This is a genomic window from Gulosibacter molinativorax, assembly GCF_003010915.2.
In the GTDB taxonomy this organism is placed as follows: Bacteria; Actinomycetota; Actinomycetes; order Actinomycetales; family Microbacteriaceae; genus Gulosibacter; species Gulosibacter molinativorax.
The window spans coordinates 221,613-240,438 of the sequence record NZ_CP028426.1 but is presented as its reverse complement, the minus strand read 5'-3'; the positions used below and the strand labels follow the sequence as shown (position 1 = coordinate 240,438).

Below are 18,826 nucleotides of genomic sequence, written 5' to 3'. Positions count from 1 at the left end.
TTACGCGCCGCGGCCCTTCTTGCGTGGCCACGCATCCACCGCCATGCGAGCGATGACGAGCACGAGGAAGCAAGCGAACGTGATGTTCGCGGCCTGGGGGCTCAGTGCCCCGGCGAGCCACACCCCGAGCGGGGTGACGACCGCGGCGCCGAGCCCAATCGCGAGCGCGCCGGGCAGGTCGACGTTCTTGTTGCGGACGTTTGCGACAGTGCCGGAGATGCCGGTCGCGATGATCATCAGCAGCGACGACCCCTTCGCGACGAGGTCGCTCGCGCCGAACAACAAGACCAAGACCGGCACGACGATGACTCCGCCGCCGATACCGAGCAGCCCCGAGGCGACGCCGGTGAAGAGGCCGACGAGCACCAGCAGCACTCCGGTCCACACATTGATGTGGACGATGGCATCACGCGAGGGAATCACCAGGAAGAGCGAGACGATCACGATGATGAGGAACCCGATGAAGATCCACTGCAATACGCGCCGGTTCACCTTCGTCAAGAGCCACGATCCGATCGGGGCCCCGACGATCGACCCGACGGCGAGCAGTGCCGCGAGAAGCACATCCACGTTGCCCTGGAGCGCGTACGAAGTCACACCCACAACTGACGGAAGCACGATCGCGAGCAGTGACGTTCCGGAGGCGATCTTCGCGTCGTAACGGAGCAGGTACACGAGCACCGGAACGATGAGGATGCCGCCGCCGACCCCGAACAGTCCCGAAGCGATGCCGACCACGAGGCCGGTGATGATGAGGCCGAGCCAGTTTCGGTGGGGTGCGGGGGCAGTCGTATTCAAAGGCTCTTCCGATCGGGTGATTCGTGGGCGAATAGGATGACGGTACCACCAGGCTTTCGCTCGCAAAGAAGGAACCAATGCCGCTGCCCACTGACGACGTCGTCACCGCCCTGACCGAAGCGCTCCCCGGACGGGTCGAGTCAGAGGCCACGAACATTGCCGAGTTTACGGTTGACCGCTCTGGGCACGAATCCGCAGGTCTCCCCCTCATCGCCGTTTACCCCGAGTCGATCGAGGAGGTGCAGACGGTCTGCCGCATCGCTTCCGAAACGAACACGCCGATCGTGACCCGTGGCGCAGGCACTGGACTTGCCGGTGGCGCGGTCGCCGGCCCCGGCGAAATAGTGCTTTCGCTGATGCGGATGAATCGCATCCTTAAAATCTCGCAAGACAACCGGCTCGCGGTTGTGCAGCCGGGCATCCTGAACGGCGCACTCAACGCGGCGCTCCAGGAGCACGGGATGTGGTGGGCGCCCGACCCCGCGAGCAAGGACATCTCGACCGTCGGCGGCAACGTGGCGATGAACGCGGGCGGACTGCTCTGCGCGAAGTACGGCGTGACCCGCGAGGCCGTCCTCGCGCTCAAGGTCGTGCTCGGCGACGGGCGACTCATCGAGGTCGGCCACCGCACCGTCAAGGGTGTCACGGGATACGACCTGTGCGCGCTCATGATCGGTTCCGAGGGCACGCTCGGCGTGATCGTCGAATGCACACTCAAGCTGCAACCGCTCGTGGTCGGCGAGACGGTGACGCTGGGCGCCTATTTTGAGCGGCTCGAGGATGCGGCGGCCGGCGCGGCTGCGATCACGCGCGACGGTCTCGTGCCCGCGATCATGGAGCTCGTCGACCTCCGCACGCTCGAGGCCCTCGACGACTTCTTCGGGGAGTCGATCAGTCGCGGCAGCGACGCCTACCTGCTCGTGCAGTGCGACGGCCCGGACTCGCACGCGACCGCGGCGCGGGTCGCGGAGCTCCTCACAATGCCGGGGTCGATCGTCGAGACCACCACGGATCCGGTCGAGAGCGCCCGGCTCGTGAACATCCGCCGCAATGCGTTCCCCGCCCTCGAGGCAAAGGGGACGCTGCTCATTGAGGACATCGCGGTGCCGCGGGATCAGACGGTCGCCGCATTCTCCGCGATCCGCGAGATTGAGGCGAAGTACGACGTGATCATTGCCACGTCCTGCCACGCCGGTGACGGCAACCTGCACCCCACGTTCGTGTTTCAGGGTGAGGAGGTGCCGGTGCACATCTGGGAGGCCGCGAGCGAGGTGTTCGCGCTCGCGCTGAAGCTCGGCGGGACGCTCAGCGGCGAGCACGGCATCGGCCTGCTGAAGCGGCGCTGGCTCAAGGATGAGCTGGGCCAGGATCAGTTCGACCTGCAGCGGCAGATCAAGGCCGTGTTCGACCCGCAGGGCCTGCTCAACCCCGGCAAAGTGTTCTGAGCGCCGACTTGAACCGCACCGCGATTGCGCTCTTCCTCACCGTTTCAATCCTCTGGGGCATCCCTTACCTCTTCAATGAGGTAGCGCTGCGCGAGCTGGGACCAATTTCGGTCGCGACGCTGCGCGTCGTTCTCGCTGCCCTCGTACTGGCGCCGGTGCTGCTCACCAAGGGTCGGTGGCGCGTGTTCCAGCGGCATCCGATCCATCTGCCCGCGATCGCGCTCCTGCAGGTCGTGATCCCGTTCATCCTGATCGCGACCGGCCAGCTCACCGTCCCATCGGGTACCGCCGGGATCCTCATCGCCACCGAGCCGATGTTCATCGCGGTGCTCGCCCCGCTCCTCGCGAAGAAACCGCGGATGCGCGCCCTCGGCTGGGTGGGGCTCGTGATCGGCCTGGCTGGGGTCGCCGGTATTCTCGGCGTGCAGTCGGCGGGGCCGGGCGTCTACATGCTCATCGGCGCGTCACTGTCCTATGCATTCAGCACGGTGCTGATCGCCCGCTGGTTTGCCGACACCGATCCGCTCGTGCTGACCGCGGCGATGCTGCTGACGGCGGCGCCCGTCCTCGCGGCGATCATGTTCATCGCCGAAGGTCCGGTCACGTCGATTTCGCCGCCAACCGGCATCGCCATCGCCGTGCTCGGGGTGCTCTGCACCTCGCTCGCGTTCGTGGCGTATTTCGGGCTGATCAAGGCGGCGGGTCCGACCCTCGCCTCGCTCATCACCTACACGGCACCCATCGTGGCGGTCATCGCGGGGGTCGCGTTTCTCGGCGAGCGGTTCACCCTCCCGCAGGCGGGTGGATGCGCGCTCGTGTTCCTGGGTGCGGTGCTGGTTACCCTGTCGCAGCGGCGATCAGGGACCCAACCAGCGAGCTAGTCTTCGGCAGGCGCATCCTCTGCCGATGCATCCTCGGCCGGAGCCTGCGTCAGCACGTCGAGCTCGACGACCGGCGCATCCGCCCAGATCCGCTCGAGACCGTAGTAGACGCGATCTTCTTCGTGGAAGACGTGCACGACGAGATCGCCGAAGTCGATGAGCACCCAGCGACCGTTGTCGGTGCCTTCGCGGCGCTTCGCCTTGAGGTCCTTCTCCTCACGGAGCTGATCCTCGATCTCCTCGGCAATCGAGAGCACCATCCGCTCGTTGCGCCCAGAAGCGAGGAGGAAGACGTCGGCGAACGGCATGTTCGCGCTCACATCCAGGGCGACGAGGTCAAAGGCAGATCGTTCGTCGGCCGCCTTGGCCGCAAGTTGGGTGAGTTCGAGAGCGAGCTCGCTTGCCGTCATAAAGAAGGTTCTCCTAGTGAGTGTGAGGTGGATGCTCGGAGCAGCCTATTGATTGGTTTCGGATTGGCGATAGAGCTGGTTTTTCGCGATGTACTGCTGCACCCCGTCGGGCGTGAGGTACCAGACCTGGTACCCCTTGCGCACGCGCGCGCGGCAGTCGGTGGATGAGATCGCAAGTGCCGGTATCTCGAGCGTCGAGACGTGCTCTGGAGGCAGCCCCTCGAGGTCGATCTCATGGCCGGGCCGCGATACCGCGACGAAGTGGGCGTACCGGAACAGCTCGCTCGAGTCTTTCCACTCGAGGATCTGCGTCACGGCATCCGCACCGGTGATGAAGAAGAGATCGGCGTTCGGCGCGAGCGTGTTGATGTCCCGAAGCGTGTCGATCGTGTACGTGGGACCGGCCCGGTCGATGTCGACGCGGCTCGTCTTGAACCGCGGATTTGAGGCGGTCGCGATAACCGTCATCAGGTACCGGTGTTCGGCGTCGCTCACGCCGGATTTCATGTAGGGCGTTCCGGTAGGAACGAAGTACACCTCGTCGAGGAGGAAGTGCTGCGCAACTTCGCTCGCTGCAACGAGGTGACCATTGTGAATGGGATCAAAGGTGCCACCCATGATCCCGATTCGACGCCGATGGTGGACGCTGAAGTCCGGCTCCGAATTCGGTGGCGTCACGAGGTACTAAAGAAACAGCGGCACCCTAGTGGGTGTCGTTGTGCCCCGACTCAAGGATGGGCTGACCGGGGTGACCGACGGGGTCGTGACGGTAGACGCGTCCCGGCGAGTCGTGGCGTGCCGACATGTTGCGGAACGAGAAGGTGATCAGCGCGACCACCATGAGGAGCGCAAACATTGCGATGCCGAAAACGATCGGCGGGAAGATCATCGGCCCGGGGGTCACGATCATTTCCTCGGCAGCCTGAATAACGGTCGGAAGCTCAAACATAGTCTTTATCCTAGCCGTTCTTTTCGTCGGCGGTTTCCGTCCAGATGCCCGCCTCGCGCTCGGTTTCGAGCTCGGCACGAGCGGCCGCCTTGGCGTCCATCCACTCGTGGTAGGCCTCCTTGCGCTCCTTGCGCGTGGCGCGAGTGCTCTCGTCGAGACGTGGGTCGGTGCCGTGCGCGGTCATGACCTCGGCGGCCGAGGACAGAGTCGGCTCCCAGTCGAAAATCTGCCCGTCACCTTCACCGACAACAACCATCGAGCCGGCCTGCGCACCCGCCTTGACGAGCGCCTCTTCGATGCCGAGCTTCGCGAGCCGATCGGCGAGGTAGCCGACGGCCTCGTCATTCGTGAAGTCGCACTGCTTGACCCACAGCTCGGGCTTGCGACCGAGGATGCGGTAGATATTGCCCCACGTGCCACCCTCGACGCGAATCTGGAACGATTCCTCGCGCTTTGTCTTCGGGCGGATCACGATGCGCGGACGATTCTCGAGCTCGGTTGCCCGCTCGGCACGTGCCTCCTCGACGATCTGGCCCAGCGCGAAGCCAAGCTCGCGCAGACCCTCGTGGGCGACGGCTGAGATTTCGAACACGCGGAATCCTCGCGCTTCGAGCTCGGGCTTCACGAACTCAGCAAGTTCGCGACCGTCCGGGATGTCCACCTTGTTGAGCACGACGAGCGACGGACGCTCGGTGAGCGGCACCTGCCCCTCGGGCACGTCGTATGAGTTAAGTTCGTTCAGGATGATGTCGAGGTCGCTCAGCGGGTCACGGCCCGGCTCGAGCGTCGCGGTATCGAGGACGTGCACAAGCACGGAGCAGCGCTCGACGTGGCGCAAGAATTCGAGGCCGAGGCCGCGGCCCTCGGCTGCGCCCTCAATCAGCCCGGGCACATCCGCGATCGTAAAGCGGGTGTTACCGGAATCGACCACCCCGAGGTTTGGGTGCAGCGTCGTGAACGGGTAGTCGGCGATCTTCGGACGCGCGGCGCTCATCGCCGCGATCAGCGAGGACTTCCCCGCGGACGGGTAGCCCACGAGCGCGACGTCGGCGACCGTCTTCAATTCGAGGTGAATCTCCACCTCGTCACCGGGCGTGCCGAGCAGCGCGAAGCCGGGCGCCTTGCGGCGGCTGTTCGCGAGGGCGTTGTTACCCAGGCCACCCTGGCCGCCCTCGGCCGCGAGGAAGGTCATCCCGGGCTCACTGAGGTCGGCGAGCACCTCGCCGTCGGCGTCGCGAACCACGGTGCCGACCGGCACAGGCAGCTCAAGATCGACGGCCTTGCCGCCATGGCGGTAGTCACCCATGCCAAACTCACCCGACTCGCTGCGGCGGTGGGGTGAGTGGTGATAGCTCAGCAGCGTGGTGACGTCAGGGTTGGCCACGATCGTGATGTCGCCGCCGTCTCCCCCGTTGCCGCCGTCTGGGCCGGCGAGGGGCTTGAACTTTTCGCGGCGAATCGACATGCAGCCATTGCCGCCGTCTCCGGCACGCAAATACAGCTTTACCTCGTCAACAAACGTGGTCATCGATTCTCCATTTACTCTTGCGCCCAGTGTTTCGTGCGCCTACGGGTGATTAGCCCTGTTCTGTAAGTAGCAAAGAGGGGCGGAGAATTCTCCGCCCCTCTTCGGAACCTATGTGCCCCTAGCTAGCGTATTTACGCCGATGCGGGGTGTGAAGTCGTCTCGACTCGGTGATTACTCACCAGTGACGATGTTGACGACCTTGCGGCGACCCTTGTTGCCGAACTCGACGGTGCCACCGGCGAGTGCGAAGAGGGTGTCGTCGCCGCCGCGGCCCACGTTGACGCCCGGGTGGAACTTAGTTCCACGCTGACGCACGAGGATCTCGCCTGCGTTTACGTCCTGACCAGCAAAGCGCTTGACGCCGAGGCGCTGCGCGTTCGAGTCACGACCGTTCTTAGTTGAGCTTGCGCCCTTCTTGCTTGCCATCCTGAATCGCTCCTCGGACTACTTGATGTCAGTGATCTTGACGGTGGTGAGCTCCTGGCGGTGACCCTGGCGCTTCTTGTACCCCGTCTTGTTCTTGTACTTCTGGATGCGGATCTTGGGACCGCGCAGGTCTTCAACGACCTCGGCCGTCACGGTCACCTTCGCGAGCTTGTCTGCGTCGCTGGTGATCTTGTCACCATCAACGAGCAGCACGGCGGGAAGGTTCACGTTGCCCTTGTCGTCTGCGACGACACGGTTCATCGTGACAACCGAGCCGACTTCGACCTTTTCTTGCCGGCCACCGGCGCGCACAACTGCGAATACCACTTCAGCTACCTTTTTCTCTGTGCTCTGGACGGTCGTCCAGAGCGGATTGATCCGGCGTAACACCGGAGAGAACAACACACATTCAAACTCAGCTACGCGACAGATGCCGCATGCAATGAGTAACGTGCAACAGCGATTTATCCTACTCGAGAAATTACAGTGACGTCAAGCGTCACCGCACTCTTTAGGATTCCTCGCCCGACCCGGTCGAAATCGGCCCGGTCGTGATCCGGCGACGCGCCCCGCGCTTCCGGCGCGAACTGGTCGACGAGGATGCGGTTTCCTGCTTAGCAGATTCCGGCTTGGCCTCCGCGACAGGGGCCTGCGCTTCGGTAGGTGCTTCCGCTTCGACAGGTGCCTCTGCGGTCGACTTCGCATCCGCGGAGTCATCGCGCGGGCTGTCACCGCTCGGGCTAATGAGCGAGTCGAGTGCGGCGTCAAGCGAGCTCAGCGCGGCTTCAACCTGCTGCGGGTCACGCGGCGCGTCTGCCTCGTGCTCGACGGGTGCCGGGAGATCGATCGTGAGGGATGCATCCGACGCGCGATCGGAGCGCTCCTGCTGCGGCTGCTCGTCACCCTTTGCGTCATCGCCACCGGCCTCGACTCGCGCACTCGGTGCCTCGGTGCGAACCCGACGGTTCCGGCGCGAACGACGCGACGAGCCCTTCTCGCTGCCTTGGCCCCGATCCGAGCCGTGACTCCGTTCAGAGCCCTGACCATCCTCGTGGCCCTGGCCCTGCTCAGAGCGCTGGCCCTTGTCACGGTCTTGCCCCTTCAACGAACCCTGGCCTTCCGAAGAACGCTGTTCGTCCGACGACCCCGAGGACTCGCCGCGCTGGCGCTTCGACCTAGCCCCAGCATCCTTCGAGCGGCCATCGCGCTCGTTGTCGCGCTGAGCCGACTTGTTCGACTCGAGTTCCTTGACGACCTTGACGATTTCCTTCGTCGCGGCGTCGACGACTTCCTGCACCTCGGGAGCCTGCGCGTGTGCTTCGCCGGCCCCACCGATGGTGGACGACGCAATCTTGGTCAGCGCGTTGCGCGTGTCCTCGGTGATCTCGTGCGTCGCACCATTGTTGTGGTGGTGCTCGTGGCCATTCTGCGGCTTCGAGTCCTGCTGCTGGCTGTTCTGCTGCTGGCCTTTGCCGCGGTTGCGGGAGCCACGGCCCTTGCGACCGCCGCCGGAGGACTGGCCGCCATTGTTGTTGCTGCTCACGGGCTCGCCGTGGATCACGACGCCGCGGCCGTCGCAGTGGGTGCACGGCTCCGAGAAGGTCTCGAGCAGGCCCAGCCCGATCTTCTTTCGCGTCATCTGCACGAGCCCGAGGCTCGTGAGCTCCGCTACCTGGTGCTTCGTGCGGTCTCGCGAGAGGCCCTCGACGAGGCGCCGCTGCACGAGGTCGCGGTTCGATTCGAGCACCATGTCGATGAAGTCGATCACGATGATGCCGCCGATATCGCGCAGGCGCAGCTGGCGAACGATCTCTTCCGCCGCCTCAAGGTTGTTCTTGGTGACGGTCTCTTCGAGGTTGCCACCGGTGCCGACGAATTTGCCGGTGTTGACGTCGACGACCGTCATCGCCTCGGTGCGGTCGATCACGAGCGAGCCGCCCGAGGGCAGCCAGACCTTCCGCGCGAGGGCCTTGTCGATCATGTCGTTGACGCGGTACTCGCCGAAGATGTCGTCGTTGCCGCCGTTGTAGCGCTCGACCCGGTCGACGAGGTCCGGGGCAACCTGGCCCAGGTAGGTCTTGATCGTGTCGAGTTCCGACTGGCCCTGGACGATCAGCTTGTCGAAGTCCTCGTTGAACACGTCACGGACGATCTTCACGAGCATGTCCGACTCGGCGTGCAGCGTCTGCGGCGCCTTCGCGGAGTTCTTCGCCTTGCGCTGAATGTCCTCCCACTGCTTGGTGAGGCGCTCGACGTCAAGCTGCAGCTGCTCCTGGGTGGCGCCTTCCGCGGCGGTGCGCACGATGACGCCCACGCCCTCGGGCAGGACCTCCTTGAGGATCTTCTTCAGGCGCGCGCGCTCTGTGTCGGGGAGCTTGCGGCTAATGCCGTTCATCGTGTTGCCGGGGACGTACACGAGGTAGCGGCCGGGAAGCGAGACCTGGCTCGTTAGGCGGGCGCCCTTGTGACCGACCGGGTCCTTCGTGACCTGGACGAGCACCTTGTCGCCGGACTTCAGCGCGTTCTCAATCTTGCGCGGCTGGTTCGCACCCATCTCGGCGGCGGCCCAGTCGACCTCGCCCGAGTAGAGCACGGCGTTGCGCGCGCCGCCGATGTCGATGAACGCGGCCTCCATGCTCGGCAGCACGTTCTGCACGCGGCCGACATAGACGTTGCCGATCAGCGAGACGTCCTCGTTGCGTGCGACGTAGTGCTCGACGAGGATGTCGTCCTCAAGCACGCCGATCTGCACGCGGTTGTTCTTCGAGCGGACAAGCATCTTGCGGTCAACCGACTCGCGGCGTGCCTGGAACTCGCTCTCGGTGACGGCCACGCGACGGCGACCGGAGTCGCGGCCCTCGCGTCGGCGCGCACGCTTCGCGGCGAGACGGGTCGATCCCTGAACCTTCTGCGGCTCGGTGATCGGTTCCTTCTCTTCTACCTCTTCGACGCGGTCATCTTCGCGCTGACCGTTGTCGCGCTGGTTCGAGTCACGACCGTCACGGCGCTCCTGCCCGCGACTCCCCCGGCGCGAACGCCCGCGGCCACGACCAGAGCGGCGGCCGCCGTACTCCTGCTCTTCATCGGTGTCGTCCTCTTCCGGTTCCTCACGCGGGCGGCGGCTCGGCGCCTGGCGTTCGGATGCAGGGGGCAGGTCGGGTGCGAGGAAGAACAGAGTGCGGGTCGTGATGACCTCGGGGATGCGCGGGTCGCGCTTCGGCTGATCGGAGTCGGCCTCGGCTTCTTCCGCCTCTGTCGCTTCTGACTCGGTCGCTTCCGACTCGGTCGTTTCGGGCTCGGTCGCTTCGACGTTTTCGGCCGCCTCCGCGTTCTCGTTGGACTGCGCTTCGGGGGTGTTCTGCTGTTCGTTTTCCACGGTCACGTGGGTACTCCTGCCCCAGCCAGTCGCGGTGCGGTCCTGGCCGGTAATCTGTCCGCGGCAATATTGCACGCGGGAAATCCTTCTCGCCTTGGTGTGGCGTCGCCGCACGGTGCGGCAGTGCTGAGTCTTCGCCTGGGCGACACTCAAAAAAGTCTTCATGCGCTCTCGCGCACTCGTACAGTATGGCACGCAGGCCAGACTTCCCGAGAATGATTTCGCTACAAGTGGAGTGTGCATTACTCCGCACGACGGTTTACGCCAGACGCCCGCGCGTGTCTTGGCCGCACTCCTGGACAGGTTTCTTGGGACGCCGACACCTCACAGGGCCGGTCAGAACTAGCCCCTATCGTGGCTGACATGGCCGCTCACCCCATTCCGGAACCACCCGCCCTGACGTTCTTCGCATCCCTCACCGTCGAGGTCGACGACCCGATCACGGTCGGTGAGACCCTGCACGGTGCACGCAAGATCATCCCAATTCGGGGTGGCACCGTCACCGGAGACGGCTGGTCCGGAAAGTTGCTCGACGCCGGCGCAGACTTCCAGCTTTATCCGAGCCCGCATGTCGCCGAGCTCTCGGCGATGTACGTCATCGAGGCCGAGGACGGCACCAAGATATTCGTCGACAACCATGCGATTCGCACCGGATCTGCCGAGGACCTCGAGGCCCTCGTCAGCGGCAAAGAGGTCGACCCGGCGCGCATCTATTTCCGGTTCGCGGCACGGTTAAGCACCGACGCGAGCTCACCCTTTGCGTGGGTGAACTCGCGCGTGTTCGTTGGCTCCGGTACCCGGCAACCGGATACCGTCCGCCTCGATTTCTTCGCGGTCGACTAGGCGAACCAGATGCCGAGCTCGCGCTCGGCTGACTCGACGGAGTCCGAACCGTGGACGATGTTCTCCATGACCTTCGCGCCCCAGTCACGTCCGAGGTCACCGCGAATGGTGCCAGGGGCGGCCGAGGTCGGGTTCGTCGCACCGGCGAGTGAACGGAAGCCCTCGATCACACCGTTACCCTCGACGCGCGCCGCGACAATGGGGCCGGACATCATGAACTCGACGAGCGGCTCGTAGAAGGGCTTCCCCACGTGCTCCTCGTAGTGCTGTTCGAGCGTCGCGCGCTCTGCCTGCACCAGCTTGAGGCCGGTGACGACGTAGCCCTTGCGCTCGATTCGTGCGAGGACCTCGCCGATCAGGTTGCGGCGAACGCCATCGGGCTTAACAAGGACGAGGGTCTGTTCCTGTTGCGAGGACATGCTGAAGGCTCCTTCGTGTTGGGTTGATGACAACGTTACTCGGTTCCCATTCGCTCGCGGCTCGACGGTGCCAAGTTTCGGCGCACCGGCATGTGCCAAGCTGTTGCCCGAGTTGATCCGTCATAGTTTCCTTCAAGCGGCATTCGGCACTGGAGCGGAGGCGGTGGATATGAGCGCGGAGTATGAGCGATTCGAATCGGGGACGGTCGGACCTGTTGACGCGAGCATGACTCCGCGATTCGCTGGTATCGCGACGTTCGCACGCCTCCCTCGGCTCGACGAGGTGGAGCACCCCGACATCGTGATCGTGGGCATCCCCTTCGATAGCGGCGCGAGTTACCGTCCCGGCGCGCGCTTCGGCCCCGCGCACGTGCGCGAGTCTTCGCGGCTACTTCGGCCGCACAACCCCGCCACCGACTCGGATCCGTTCGCCCAGGCCCAGGTGGTAGATGCGGGAGATATCGCCGTGACGCCATTCGATATCGCGACCGCGGTTGCCGAGATGGAGCGGGGTACGGATGCGCTCCGGGCGGACGGCGCGAGGCTCGTGACCATCGGTGGTGACCACACCATCGCGCTTCCGATGCTGCGATCGGTCGCGAAACAGCATGGCCCCGTCGCGGTCATCCACTTCGATGCCCACCTCGACACGTGGGACACCGACTTCGGTGCACCGATCACGCACAGCGATCCGTTCCGCGTTGCGTCTCGCGAGGGGCTCATCGATCGCCAGGCGAGCCTGCACGTCGGCATCCGCGGGCCGCTGTTCAACCGCCAGGACCTACGCGATGACGAACGGCTCGGTTTCGCGATCATCACGTCCAACGAGATTGCCGACGAGGGCGTACCCGCGGCAATCGCGCGGATGCGCACCAGGGTTGGCACGCGCCCGGTCTACCTTTCGGTGGACATCGATGTGCTCGATCCCGCCTTCGCGCCGGGCACCGGCACGCCAGAAGCTGGCGGCCTCGCGAGCCGCGAGCTGCTGCGGATGCTGCGGGAGTTTTCGGCGCTCAACCTCGTTGGGGCAGACGTCGTCGAGGTTGCCCCGGCGTATGACCACGCGCAGATCACGGGGATCGCCGCCGCGCACGTGGTCTACGAAATCGTCACTGCGCTCGCCGACCAAACCGCTCGGTGAGTCGCCAGCTCGCGCGGTGAGTTGCGCCGAACGCGCATATCGAAGCGCGCCGCACCTCGATACGGTGCTCCGCACCTACTCGGCGACCGTATGGTGCCGCACCTCCGCACCTACTCGGCGACCGTATGGTGCCGCACCTCCGCGACTACTCGGCGACCGTGCCGCGCTCCTCTGCTTCCTTTCGCGCGGCCATCTCGCGCTCGTAGGCCTCGATGACCGGCGCGCGCTCCGCGTCGATCTTGCCGCCCTGGTACTGGCAGTAGATCCAGAGCGCGAGGAAGAGCCCGCCCACGAGGAACATCGCGCCGTGGATGAACCCCGTCAACGTGAGCGCGATCTGCAGCGCGAGGACGTACCAGACGCCCCACGGCTTGCGAAGCGCGTAGATTCCCGCCAAGAACAGCACGATGAAGATCGCGCCCCCACCCAGGGCCACCATCGGCGGCAGCACCTTGAGCCCGAAGAGCGCGAGCGCCCCGAGGAACACCACGATGACTTCGAACGCGATGAGGATCGTGCCGAGCTGCTCGGTCATCGTCCGGTATCGGCGCTGTTTCACCACTCATCCTCCTGCTCGTCGAGCTGCTCTGTTTCGTCGTCGGGTGGCGTTGCCTGCGCTTTCCAGCCGTCTTCGAGCGCGAGCGCGGCGGCCTCACCAACGAGGGTGATCGACCCTGTGATGAGCACGCCTGCCGACAGCGGCCGCCCCTCACGGTCGGCGAGCACGGCCGCATCCGTAGCCTCGCGCCGAGCCGTGTCGAACGCATCCTGAGCACGCTCGATGATCTCGAGGCGCTTCTGCGCCGATGCCTCCTCGCCGATGATTTCGCGAACTTCGTCCGCAAGCTCCCACGCGGGAATCGCACGGGGCGAATCCGACTCGGTGATGATGAGGCGGCTCGCGATGCTCGCGAGCGGCTTGATGATGCCGGCGACGGACTTGCCCTGCAGGACGCCCAGCACGACGGTCAGCTCGTCAAAGTTGTACGTCTCCGTCATCGCCTGCGCGAGGTGCGCGGCGCCGTGCGGGTTGTGCGCGGCGTCGATGATGACGGCGGGGTCGGTGCCGATCAGATCGAGGCGTCCGGGCGAGACCGCCGACGCGGTGCCCTGGGCGACCGTGTCGTAGTCGAGCTGGCGTTCGCCGCCGAAGAAGGCCTCGACCGCCGCGATCGCGAGGGCCGCGTTATGCGCCTGGTAGTCGCCCGCGAGCGCCACCGGCAGGTCGTCGTACTGGCCCGCGATGCCGCGCACCGACACGAGTCGGCCGCCAACCGCCATCTGGTCCGCGGTCACGGCAAACTTCTCGGGTTCCGAGTAGAGCGTGGCTTCCTGCAGCTGGGCTGCGCGACGCAGCTGGTCCATGACCTCCGGCACCTGGGCGGCGGTCACAACCGCAGCGGAGGGCTTGATGATGCCCGCCTTGGTCGACGCGATCTCGGCCACAGTGTTGCCGAGGCGGTCCTGGTGGTCGAGCGAGATCGGCGTGAATACCGCGACCGAACCGTCGGCCACGTTCGTCGAATCCCACTCGCCGCCCATCCCGACCTCGACCACCGCGACGTCGATCGGCGCATCCGTGAAGCACGCAAATGCGAGCACGGTGAGTGCCTCGAAGAAGGTGAGCCGCGGCTCCCCCGCAACCTCGAGTTCGTTGTCGACGATCGCGATGAATGGCTCGATGTCGCGCCAGTTCGCGACGAGTCGCTCGTCAGTAATCGGGGCGCCGTCGATGCCTATCCGCTCGTTGAGGCGAATCAGGTGCGGGCTCGTGAGCAGGCCGGTGCGCAGGCCGTGCGCGCGCAGGATCGACTCGGTGAGCCGGGCCGTCGACGACTTCCCGTTCGTGCCGGTGATGTGAATCATCGGCCACGCCTCGTGAATGTCACCAAGCAGCTGGCAGGCACGCCGCGTCGGTCCCAGCCGGGGTTCGGGCTGGGCCTCGCCGACGCGGGTCATCAGCTCCTCGTAGACCTCGTCGGCCTCGGCCCGCCAGTCGGTGTTATCGAGGCGCTCGCGCTCGGCGAGTTCGCGCTCGCTGAGTTCTTCGTCGGTTACGCCCTCTTCTTCGTGCCCCTCATCAAACGGGGCCCCGCCAAACATCTTGATGAGATATTCAGCGGTGAGTTCCTCGTTCGGATCGAACTCGTCGTCGAGGTTATTTTCGCGTTCGTTGCTCATGCTTCTGCCCTTTCGAGCCCTATGCCTTTCGCAGCTGAATGTCGAGTGCCCCGTAGCTGTGCGGGATCGACGCGCGATCCGCATCCGGCTCGAGACCATCGGTGATCGAAATATCGGTCGCGAGCGTCTCGCCCGCGATGAGCTCGGCCTGCGATTGCAGCGCGGCGAGCGATGCCGCGTCGGTCGCGAGGGTGAGGTGGATGCGGTCGCTCACCTCGAGCCCCGCGGCCTTGCGCGCATCCTGTACCGCGCGGATCGCGTCGCGAGCGGCGCCTTCCGCGGCGAGCTCGGGCGTGATCTCGGTATCGAGCACGAGGATGCCGCCGTTCGGCAGAAGGCCGAGCACGTCGTCGCCCTCCCCCTCGCTGATCTCGAGATCGACCTCGTACTCCGAGGGCTCGAGCGGCACGCCGCCGGCCACGACCTGGCCGTCTTCTTCCGTCCAGTCGCCCGACTTCGACGCCTTGATGACCTGCTGCACCTGCTTGCCGATGCGCGGGCCGGCGGCACGGGCGTTGACGCGCAGCACGCGCGAGACGCCGTACTGCGAGGCGGCCTCCTCGGTGCGCTCCTGAAGCTCGACCTCGCGGACGTTGAGCTCGTCACCGATGATCGGCCTGAAGTCGCTCAGCGTCGCGGCATCGGTCACGAGCACCGTGAGCTTGCCGAGCGGCAGGCGCACACGCAGGTGGTGCTGCTTGCGCAGGCTCTGGCCCGCCGAGACGACCTCGCGCACCGCATCCATCGACACGACAAGCGCCTCATCGGCCGGGTAGTCCGCGGCTTCCGGGAAGTCCGTCAGGTGCACCGAGCGCTCGCCGGTCAGCCCGCGCCACACCGTTTCGGTCGTGAACGGGGCGAGGGGTGCCGCGAGGCGGCAGACCGTCTCGAGCACGGTGTAGAGCGTGTCGAAGGCCTCGCGACCGGCGTCGGAAACCTCGCCCTGCGCATCCGTCGTACCCACCCAGAAGCGGTCGCGCGAGCGGCGCACGTACCAGTTCGTGAGCACGTCGGCGAAGTCGCGCAGGCGCGCGGTCGCGTTGGATGCATCCAGTGCCTCGAGGTCGTTCGTGAAGGCCTCGACGGTCTCCCGCAGTTTCGCCAGGATGTAGCGGTCGAGGAGGTTCGTCGAGTCGGTGCGGAACTTCGCCTCGTACCCGGCCGCGTCGGGGCCGTTCGCGGTGTTCGCATACGTCGTGAAGAAGTAGTACGTCGACCACAGCGGTAGGAGGAACTGACGCGTCGACTCGCGAATGGCCTCCTCGGTGACGATGAGGTTGCCGCCACGCAGCACCGAGCTCGACATCAGGAACCAGCGCATCGCATCCGAACCGTCGCGATCGAAGACCTCGTTCACGTCGGGGTAATTCTGCAGTGACTTGGACATCTTGCGGCCGTCCGAACCGAGCACGATGCCGTGCGACACGACTCGTTTGTAGGCCGGGCGGTGGAACAGCGGCGTCGACAGCGCGTGCATCACGTAGAACCAGCCGCGGGTCTGGCCGATGTACTCGACGATGAAGTCCGCGGGCGAGTGCGTGTCAAACCAGTCGCGATTCTCGAACGGGTAGTGCACCTGCGCGAACGGCATCGAGCCCGAGTCGAACCACACGTCGAGAACGTCTTCGATGCGGCGCATCGTCGACTTCCCCGTCGGATCGTCCGGGTTCGGGCGGGTCAGCTCGTCGATGAACGGGCGGTGGAGGTCGGTGACCTCCACGCCAAAGTCGCGCTCGAGCTCCTCAAGTGAACCGTAGACGTCGACGCGCGGGTAGTTCGGGTCGTCACTCTTCCACACCGGGATGGGGCTGCCCCAATAGCGGTTGCGGGAGATCGACCAGTCGCGCGCGCCCTCGAGCCACTTGCCGAACTGGCCGTGCTTGACGTTCTCGGGAACCCACTCGATCTGCTCGTTGAGCTCGAGCATTTCGTCGCGGTAGTCGGTGACCTTCACGAACCAGCTCGAAACGGCCTTGTAGATGAGCGGCTGCTTGCAGCGCCAGCAGTGCGGGTACGAGTGCTCGTACGACTTCTGCTGCAGCAGACGGCCATCCGATTTCAACTGCTGGATGAGCGTGCGGTTCGCGTCGAAGACCTGCTGGCCCGCCACCGGCGTGATGTTGTCGAGGAAGCGACCGTGCGCATCCACCGAGAGGATCGTCGGGATGCCCGCCGCGTCACACGCGACCTTGTCGTCCTCACCGTAGGCCGGAGCCTGGTGGACGATACCGGTACCGTCGGTGGTCGTGACGTAGTCGGCGACGAGAATCTGCCAGGCGTTCTCGGTGCCATAGGCATCGGTATCGGCGTAGTAATCCCACAGCGGCGCGTAGCGCACGCCGCGCAGCTGCTCGCCCGTGAACGTGCGGATGACTGCGGCCTCCGCATCCTTGAGCTCGGAATAGCCGAGCTCCTTCGCGTAGGCGGGGATGCGCGCCGTCGCGAGCAGGTAGAGGGCCTCGGCCGCACCGTCGGCGGCACCGTTCGGGCCGGCTGGCACGAGGGCGTACTCGACCTCGGGGCCCACGGCGAGCGCGAGGTTCGTCGGCAGGGTCCAGGGCGTGGTCGTCCAGGCGAGTGCGCGCACGCCGTCGAGGCCGAGGTTGAAAGCCTTTTCGCCGGTCAGGGGGAACGTCACGGTTACCGTGTTGTCCTGTCGCATCTGGTAGACGTCGTCATCCATGCGCAGCTCGTGGTTCGACAGCGGCGTCTCGTCGTTCCAGCAGTACGGCAGGACCCGGAAGCCCTCGTACGCGAGGCCCTGGTCGTACAGCGTCTTGAACGCCCAGATCACCGACTCCATGTAGGTGATATCGAGCGTCTTGTAGCCGTTCTCGAAGTCGACCCAGCGGCCCTGACGCTCGACATATTCCTGCCACTCGTCCATATAACGCAGGACGGACTTCTTGGCCGCGGCGTTGAAGTTGCCGATGCCCATCTCGTCGATCTCTTCCTTCGTCGAGATCCCGAGCTGCTTCATCGCCTCGAGCTCGGCGGGTAGCCCATGGGTGTCCCAGCCGAAGACGCGATTGACCTGCCTGCCGCGCATCGTGTTGAAGCGGGGGAACACATCCTTCGCGTAGCCCGTGAGGAGGTGACCGTAGTGCGGCAGGCCGTTCGCGAACGGCGGGCCGTCATAGAAGACCCACTCGGGCGAGCCCTCGCGCTGGTCAATCGACTCCTGGAACGTGTTGTCCTCTCGCCAGAAGTCGAGCACCTGCGTCTCGAGATTCGGAAACGAAGGGCTGGCCGGAACGGACTCGGCCCCGGGGCCGAAGGCGGACTTCGGGTAGGACATGCGGTGGTCTCCTGGAGATATGCGGCTCGTTGGAATATTCAGGGACGCTTTCACGCGGTACCACCCCGATTGCAACCCGCTAGGATCACCACTCATTCAACGCTGTGACGGGCGTACCCGTTCGGGTCTAATGAGCGCGCTTTCGCGAACCGTTCTTCCGAAGACTCCCCGTTGATGGCGGATCGTTGTCAATGGCCCAATCGTAGCGCGGTTCGGTAAGCCGTGGAACCTCTCCCGCGGCCGCTTTGGGTGGCTCTGAGCGAACAGCGGCGCGTTGTTGCGGGCCGCGCTCTCGGCGACCATTGCCGCTAACGCACACCCCTGCCGGAGCACAGGCCATGACAAGCGCTGCGGGCAATGATTAGCTCCACACACTGCGGCAGCCATTGCCGCTAACGCACACCCCTGCCGGAGCACAGGCCATGACAAGCGCTGCGGGCAATGATTGCGCGCGCCAGCCACAATTGCGCGCGCCAGCCACAATGGTGAGCGCTAGCGGAAATGCGCAGGCGCAGCGGATGCGCGGGCTACCAGTTGTCGCCGAAGGCGGCGTCGAGGTAGCGATGCAGAGGAGCCCGACCGAGGCCCGACGCGGCCCAATCCACGATCGCGGTGAGGGTGCCCGAGGCGAGGGATGCGGACCGGATGCGCTGAATCGACGTCGCGAGAGCCGCGGCCTGGTCGGCATCAACCTGGCTCGAAACCGTGCCGAGCGTCGGCCCACCCCGAAGCATCGCGGCGAGGCGGTTTGCGCGCGCGACCGAGGATTCCTCGGCCGCCCCGCGCGCGCCCATCGCGTCGATGTAGGTGAGCGCGGTCGGCGGCCCGATCTCTTCGAGTCGCGCGACGAATTCGCGCAGCGACGCCGCGGAATCGAGTGCGACATCCACGTTGCGCCACAGCACATCCGCCTTCGAGGCGAAGTAGTTGAAGAAGGATGAGCGACTCACGCCCGCGCGCTGGGCGATGTCGTTCGCCGAAACGTTGTCCCAGCCCTGCTCGAGCGCGAGCTCGCACGCCGCTTCCTCGAGCGCCGTGTGGCTCGACGCCGCGGGGCGCCCCGCGCCCGCCCTCCGCTTTAACGCGGTCATGTATTTCCTCCCGGCACGCCAAAGACCCGGCATGCAAAAT

At 65.5% G+C, this 18,826-nt stretch carries 17 protein-coding genes; 4 read left to right on the top strand and 13 right to left on the bottom strand.

What is annotated here, in order from left to right:
• On the bottom strand, window positions 1-798 hold the full coding sequence (locus GMOLON4_RS01235; protein WP_026937424.1) for a sulfite exporter TauE/SafE family protein: 798 nt from the start codon (window positions 796-798) through the stop codon (window positions 1-3).
• Window positions 799-875: 77 nt separating this feature from the next.
• Between GMOLON4_RS01235 and GMOLON4_RS01230 the strand changes: the two genes are divergently transcribed.
• Entirely contained in the window at window positions 876-2,243 is a 1,368-nt protein-coding gene (locus GMOLON4_RS01230; protein WP_026937423.1) for an FAD-binding oxidoreductase, read from the top strand.
• 8 nt (window positions 2,244-2,251) lie between these two features.
• A complete protein-coding gene (locus GMOLON4_RS01225; RefSeq protein WP_026937422.1) occupies window positions 2,252-3,124 on the top strand; it encodes a DMT family transporter in 873 nt (290 codons plus the stop codon).
• Here the strand turns inward: GMOLON4_RS01225 and rsfS are convergent.
• From rsfS to GMOLON4_RS01190, 7 genes are all read right to left on the bottom strand, one after another.
• The gene (rsfS, locus tag GMOLON4_RS01220) at window positions 3,121-3,534 is read right to left on the bottom strand and encodes a ribosome silencing factor (protein ID WP_026937421.1); all 414 of its coding nucleotides are present in this window, start codon (window positions 3,532-3,534) and stop codon (window positions 3,121-3,123) included. The genes GMOLON4_RS01225 and rsfS overlap by 4 nt on opposite strands.
• A 45-nt stretch (window positions 3,535-3,579) precedes the next feature.
• Window positions 3,580-4,152, bottom strand: a complete 573-nt coding sequence (nadD, locus tag GMOLON4_RS01215) for a nicotinate-nucleotide adenylyltransferase (RefSeq protein WP_026937420.1) — start codon at window positions 4,150-4,152, stop codon at window positions 3,580-3,582.
• Window positions 4,153-4,237: 85 nt separating this feature from the next.
• Window positions 4,238-4,483, bottom strand: a complete 246-nt coding sequence (locus tag GMOLON4_RS01210) for a hypothetical protein (RefSeq protein WP_035733203.1) — start codon at window positions 4,481-4,483, stop codon at window positions 4,238-4,240.
• Window positions 4,484-4,493: 10 nt separating this feature from the next.
• Window positions 4,494-6,011 (bottom strand): GTPase ObgE, encoded by a 1,518-nt coding sequence (obgE, locus tag GMOLON4_RS01205; protein WP_026937419.1) that lies wholly within the window; start codon window positions 6,009-6,011, stop codon window positions 4,494-4,496.
• A 171-nt stretch (window positions 6,012-6,182) separates the two neighbouring features.
• Window positions 6,183-6,437: a 50S ribosomal protein L27 gene (gene rpmA, locus GMOLON4_RS01200; RefSeq protein ID WP_026937418.1), complete on the bottom strand. Its 255-nt coding sequence runs from the start codon at window positions 6,435-6,437 to the stop codon at window positions 6,183-6,185.
• Between the two features lie 18 nt (window positions 6,438-6,455).
• Window positions 6,456-6,764 carry a 50S ribosomal protein L21 gene (gene rplU / locus GMOLON4_RS01195; RefSeq protein WP_026937417.1) on the bottom strand — a complete coding sequence of 103 codons (309 nt, stop codon included), beginning with the start codon at window positions 6,762-6,764 and terminating at the stop codon, window positions 6,456-6,458.
• Between the two features lie 184 nt (window positions 6,765-6,948).
• Window positions 6,949-9,819: an Rne/Rng family ribonuclease gene (locus tag GMOLON4_RS01190; RefSeq protein ID WP_051267083.1), complete on the bottom strand. Its 2,871-nt coding sequence runs from the start codon at window positions 9,817-9,819 to the stop codon at window positions 6,949-6,951.
• A 357-nt stretch (window positions 9,820-10,176) separates the two neighbouring features.
• Here GMOLON4_RS01190 and GMOLON4_RS01185 point away from each other — a divergent pair, with 357 nt between their 5' ends.
• Window positions 10,177-10,656, top strand: coding sequence for a DUF3237 domain-containing protein (locus GMOLON4_RS01185; protein WP_026937416.1), 480 nt, complete (start codon window positions 10,177-10,179; stop codon window positions 10,654-10,656).
• Here the strand turns inward: GMOLON4_RS01185 and ndk are convergent.
• Complete coding sequence (gene ndk / locus GMOLON4_RS01180) at window positions 10,653-11,075, bottom strand: nucleoside-diphosphate kinase (RefSeq protein ID WP_026937415.1); 423 nt, start codon at window positions 11,073-11,075, stop codon at window positions 10,653-10,655. The genes GMOLON4_RS01185 and ndk overlap by 4 nt on opposite strands.
• Window positions 11,076-11,244: 169 nt before the next feature.
• Between ndk and speB the strand changes: the two genes are divergently transcribed.
• Complete coding sequence (speB, locus tag GMOLON4_RS01175) at window positions 11,245-12,216, top strand: agmatinase (RefSeq protein ID WP_026937414.1); 972 nt, start codon at window positions 11,245-11,247, stop codon at window positions 12,214-12,216.
• A gap of 145 nt (window positions 12,217-12,361) precedes the next feature.
• Here the strand turns inward: speB and GMOLON4_RS01170 are convergent, their stop codons facing one another.
• The 4 genes from GMOLON4_RS01170 to GMOLON4_RS01155 all read right to left on the bottom strand — a co-directional run bounded on the left by GMOLON4_RS01170 (window position 12,362) and on the right by GMOLON4_RS01155 (window position 18,786).
• On the bottom strand, window positions 12,362-12,778 hold the full coding sequence (locus GMOLON4_RS01170; protein ID WP_051267081.1) for a DUF4233 domain-containing protein: 417 nt from the start codon (window positions 12,776-12,778) through the stop codon (window positions 12,362-12,364).
• Window positions 12,772-14,397: a bifunctional folylpolyglutamate synthase/dihydrofolate synthase gene (locus tag GMOLON4_RS01165; protein WP_084147582.1), complete on the bottom strand. Its 1,626-nt coding sequence runs from the start codon at window positions 14,395-14,397 to the stop codon at window positions 12,772-12,774. The genes GMOLON4_RS01170 and GMOLON4_RS01165 overlap by 7 nt, the downstream gene beginning before the upstream one ends.
• Before the next feature lie 19 nt (window positions 14,398-14,416).
• Entirely contained in the window at window positions 14,417-17,695 is a 3,279-nt protein-coding gene (ileS, locus tag GMOLON4_RS01160; protein WP_026937413.1) for an isoleucine--tRNA ligase, read from the bottom strand.
• Between the two features lie 527 nt (window positions 17,696-18,222).
• A complete protein-coding gene (locus GMOLON4_RS01155) occupies window positions 18,223-18,786 on the bottom strand; it encodes a TetR/AcrR family transcriptional regulator (RefSeq protein ID WP_051267079.1) in 564 nt (187 codons plus the stop codon).
• Window positions 18,787-18,826 lie beyond the last annotated feature (40 nt).

Bases quoted from the DNA above. Each gene is read 5' to 3' on its own strand.
- GMOLON4_RS01230 (WP_026937423.1), top strand. From the start codon at position 876: ATGCCGCTGCCCACTGACGACGTCGTCACCGCCCTGACCGAAGCGCTC.
- rsfS (WP_026937421.1), bottom strand. From the start codon at position 3,534: ATGACGGCAAGCGAGCTCGCTCTCGAACTCACCCAACTTGCGGCCAAG.
- nadD (WP_026937420.1), bottom strand. From the start codon at position 4,152: ATGGGTGGCACCTTTGATCCCATTCACAATGGTCACCTCGTTGCAGCG.
- GMOLON4_RS01210 (WP_035733203.1), bottom strand. From the start codon at position 4,483: ATGTTTGAGCTTCCGACCGTTATTCAGGCTGCCGAGGAAATGATCGTG.
- obgE (WP_026937419.1), bottom strand. From the start codon at position 6,011: ATGACCACGTTTGTTGACGAGGTAAAGCTGTATTTGCGTGCCGGAGAC.
- rpmA (WP_026937418.1), bottom strand. From the start codon at position 6,437: ATGGCAAGCAAGAAGGGCGCAAGCTCAACTAAGAACGGTCGTGACTCG.
- GMOLON4_RS01185 (WP_026937416.1), top strand. From the start codon at position 10,177: ATGGCCGCTCACCCCATTCCGGAACCACCCGCCCTGACGTTCTTCGCA.
- ndk (WP_026937415.1), bottom strand. From the start codon at position 11,075: ATGTCCTCGCAACAGGAACAGACCCTCGTCCTTGTTAAGCCCGATGGC.
- speB (WP_026937414.1), top strand. From the start codon at position 11,245: ATGAGCGCGGAGTATGAGCGATTCGAATCGGGGACGGTCGGACCTGTT.
- GMOLON4_RS01165 (WP_084147582.1), bottom strand. From the start codon at position 14,397: ATGAGCAACGAACGCGAAAATAACCTCGACGACGAGTTCGATCCGAAC.
- ileS (WP_026937413.1), bottom strand. From the start codon at position 17,695: ATGTCCTACCCGAAGTCCGCCTTCGGCCCCGGGGCCGAGTCCGTTCCG.
- GMOLON4_RS01155 (WP_051267079.1), bottom strand. From the start codon at position 18,786: ATGACCGCGTTAAAGCGGAGGGCGGGCGCGGGGCGCCCCGCGGCGTCG.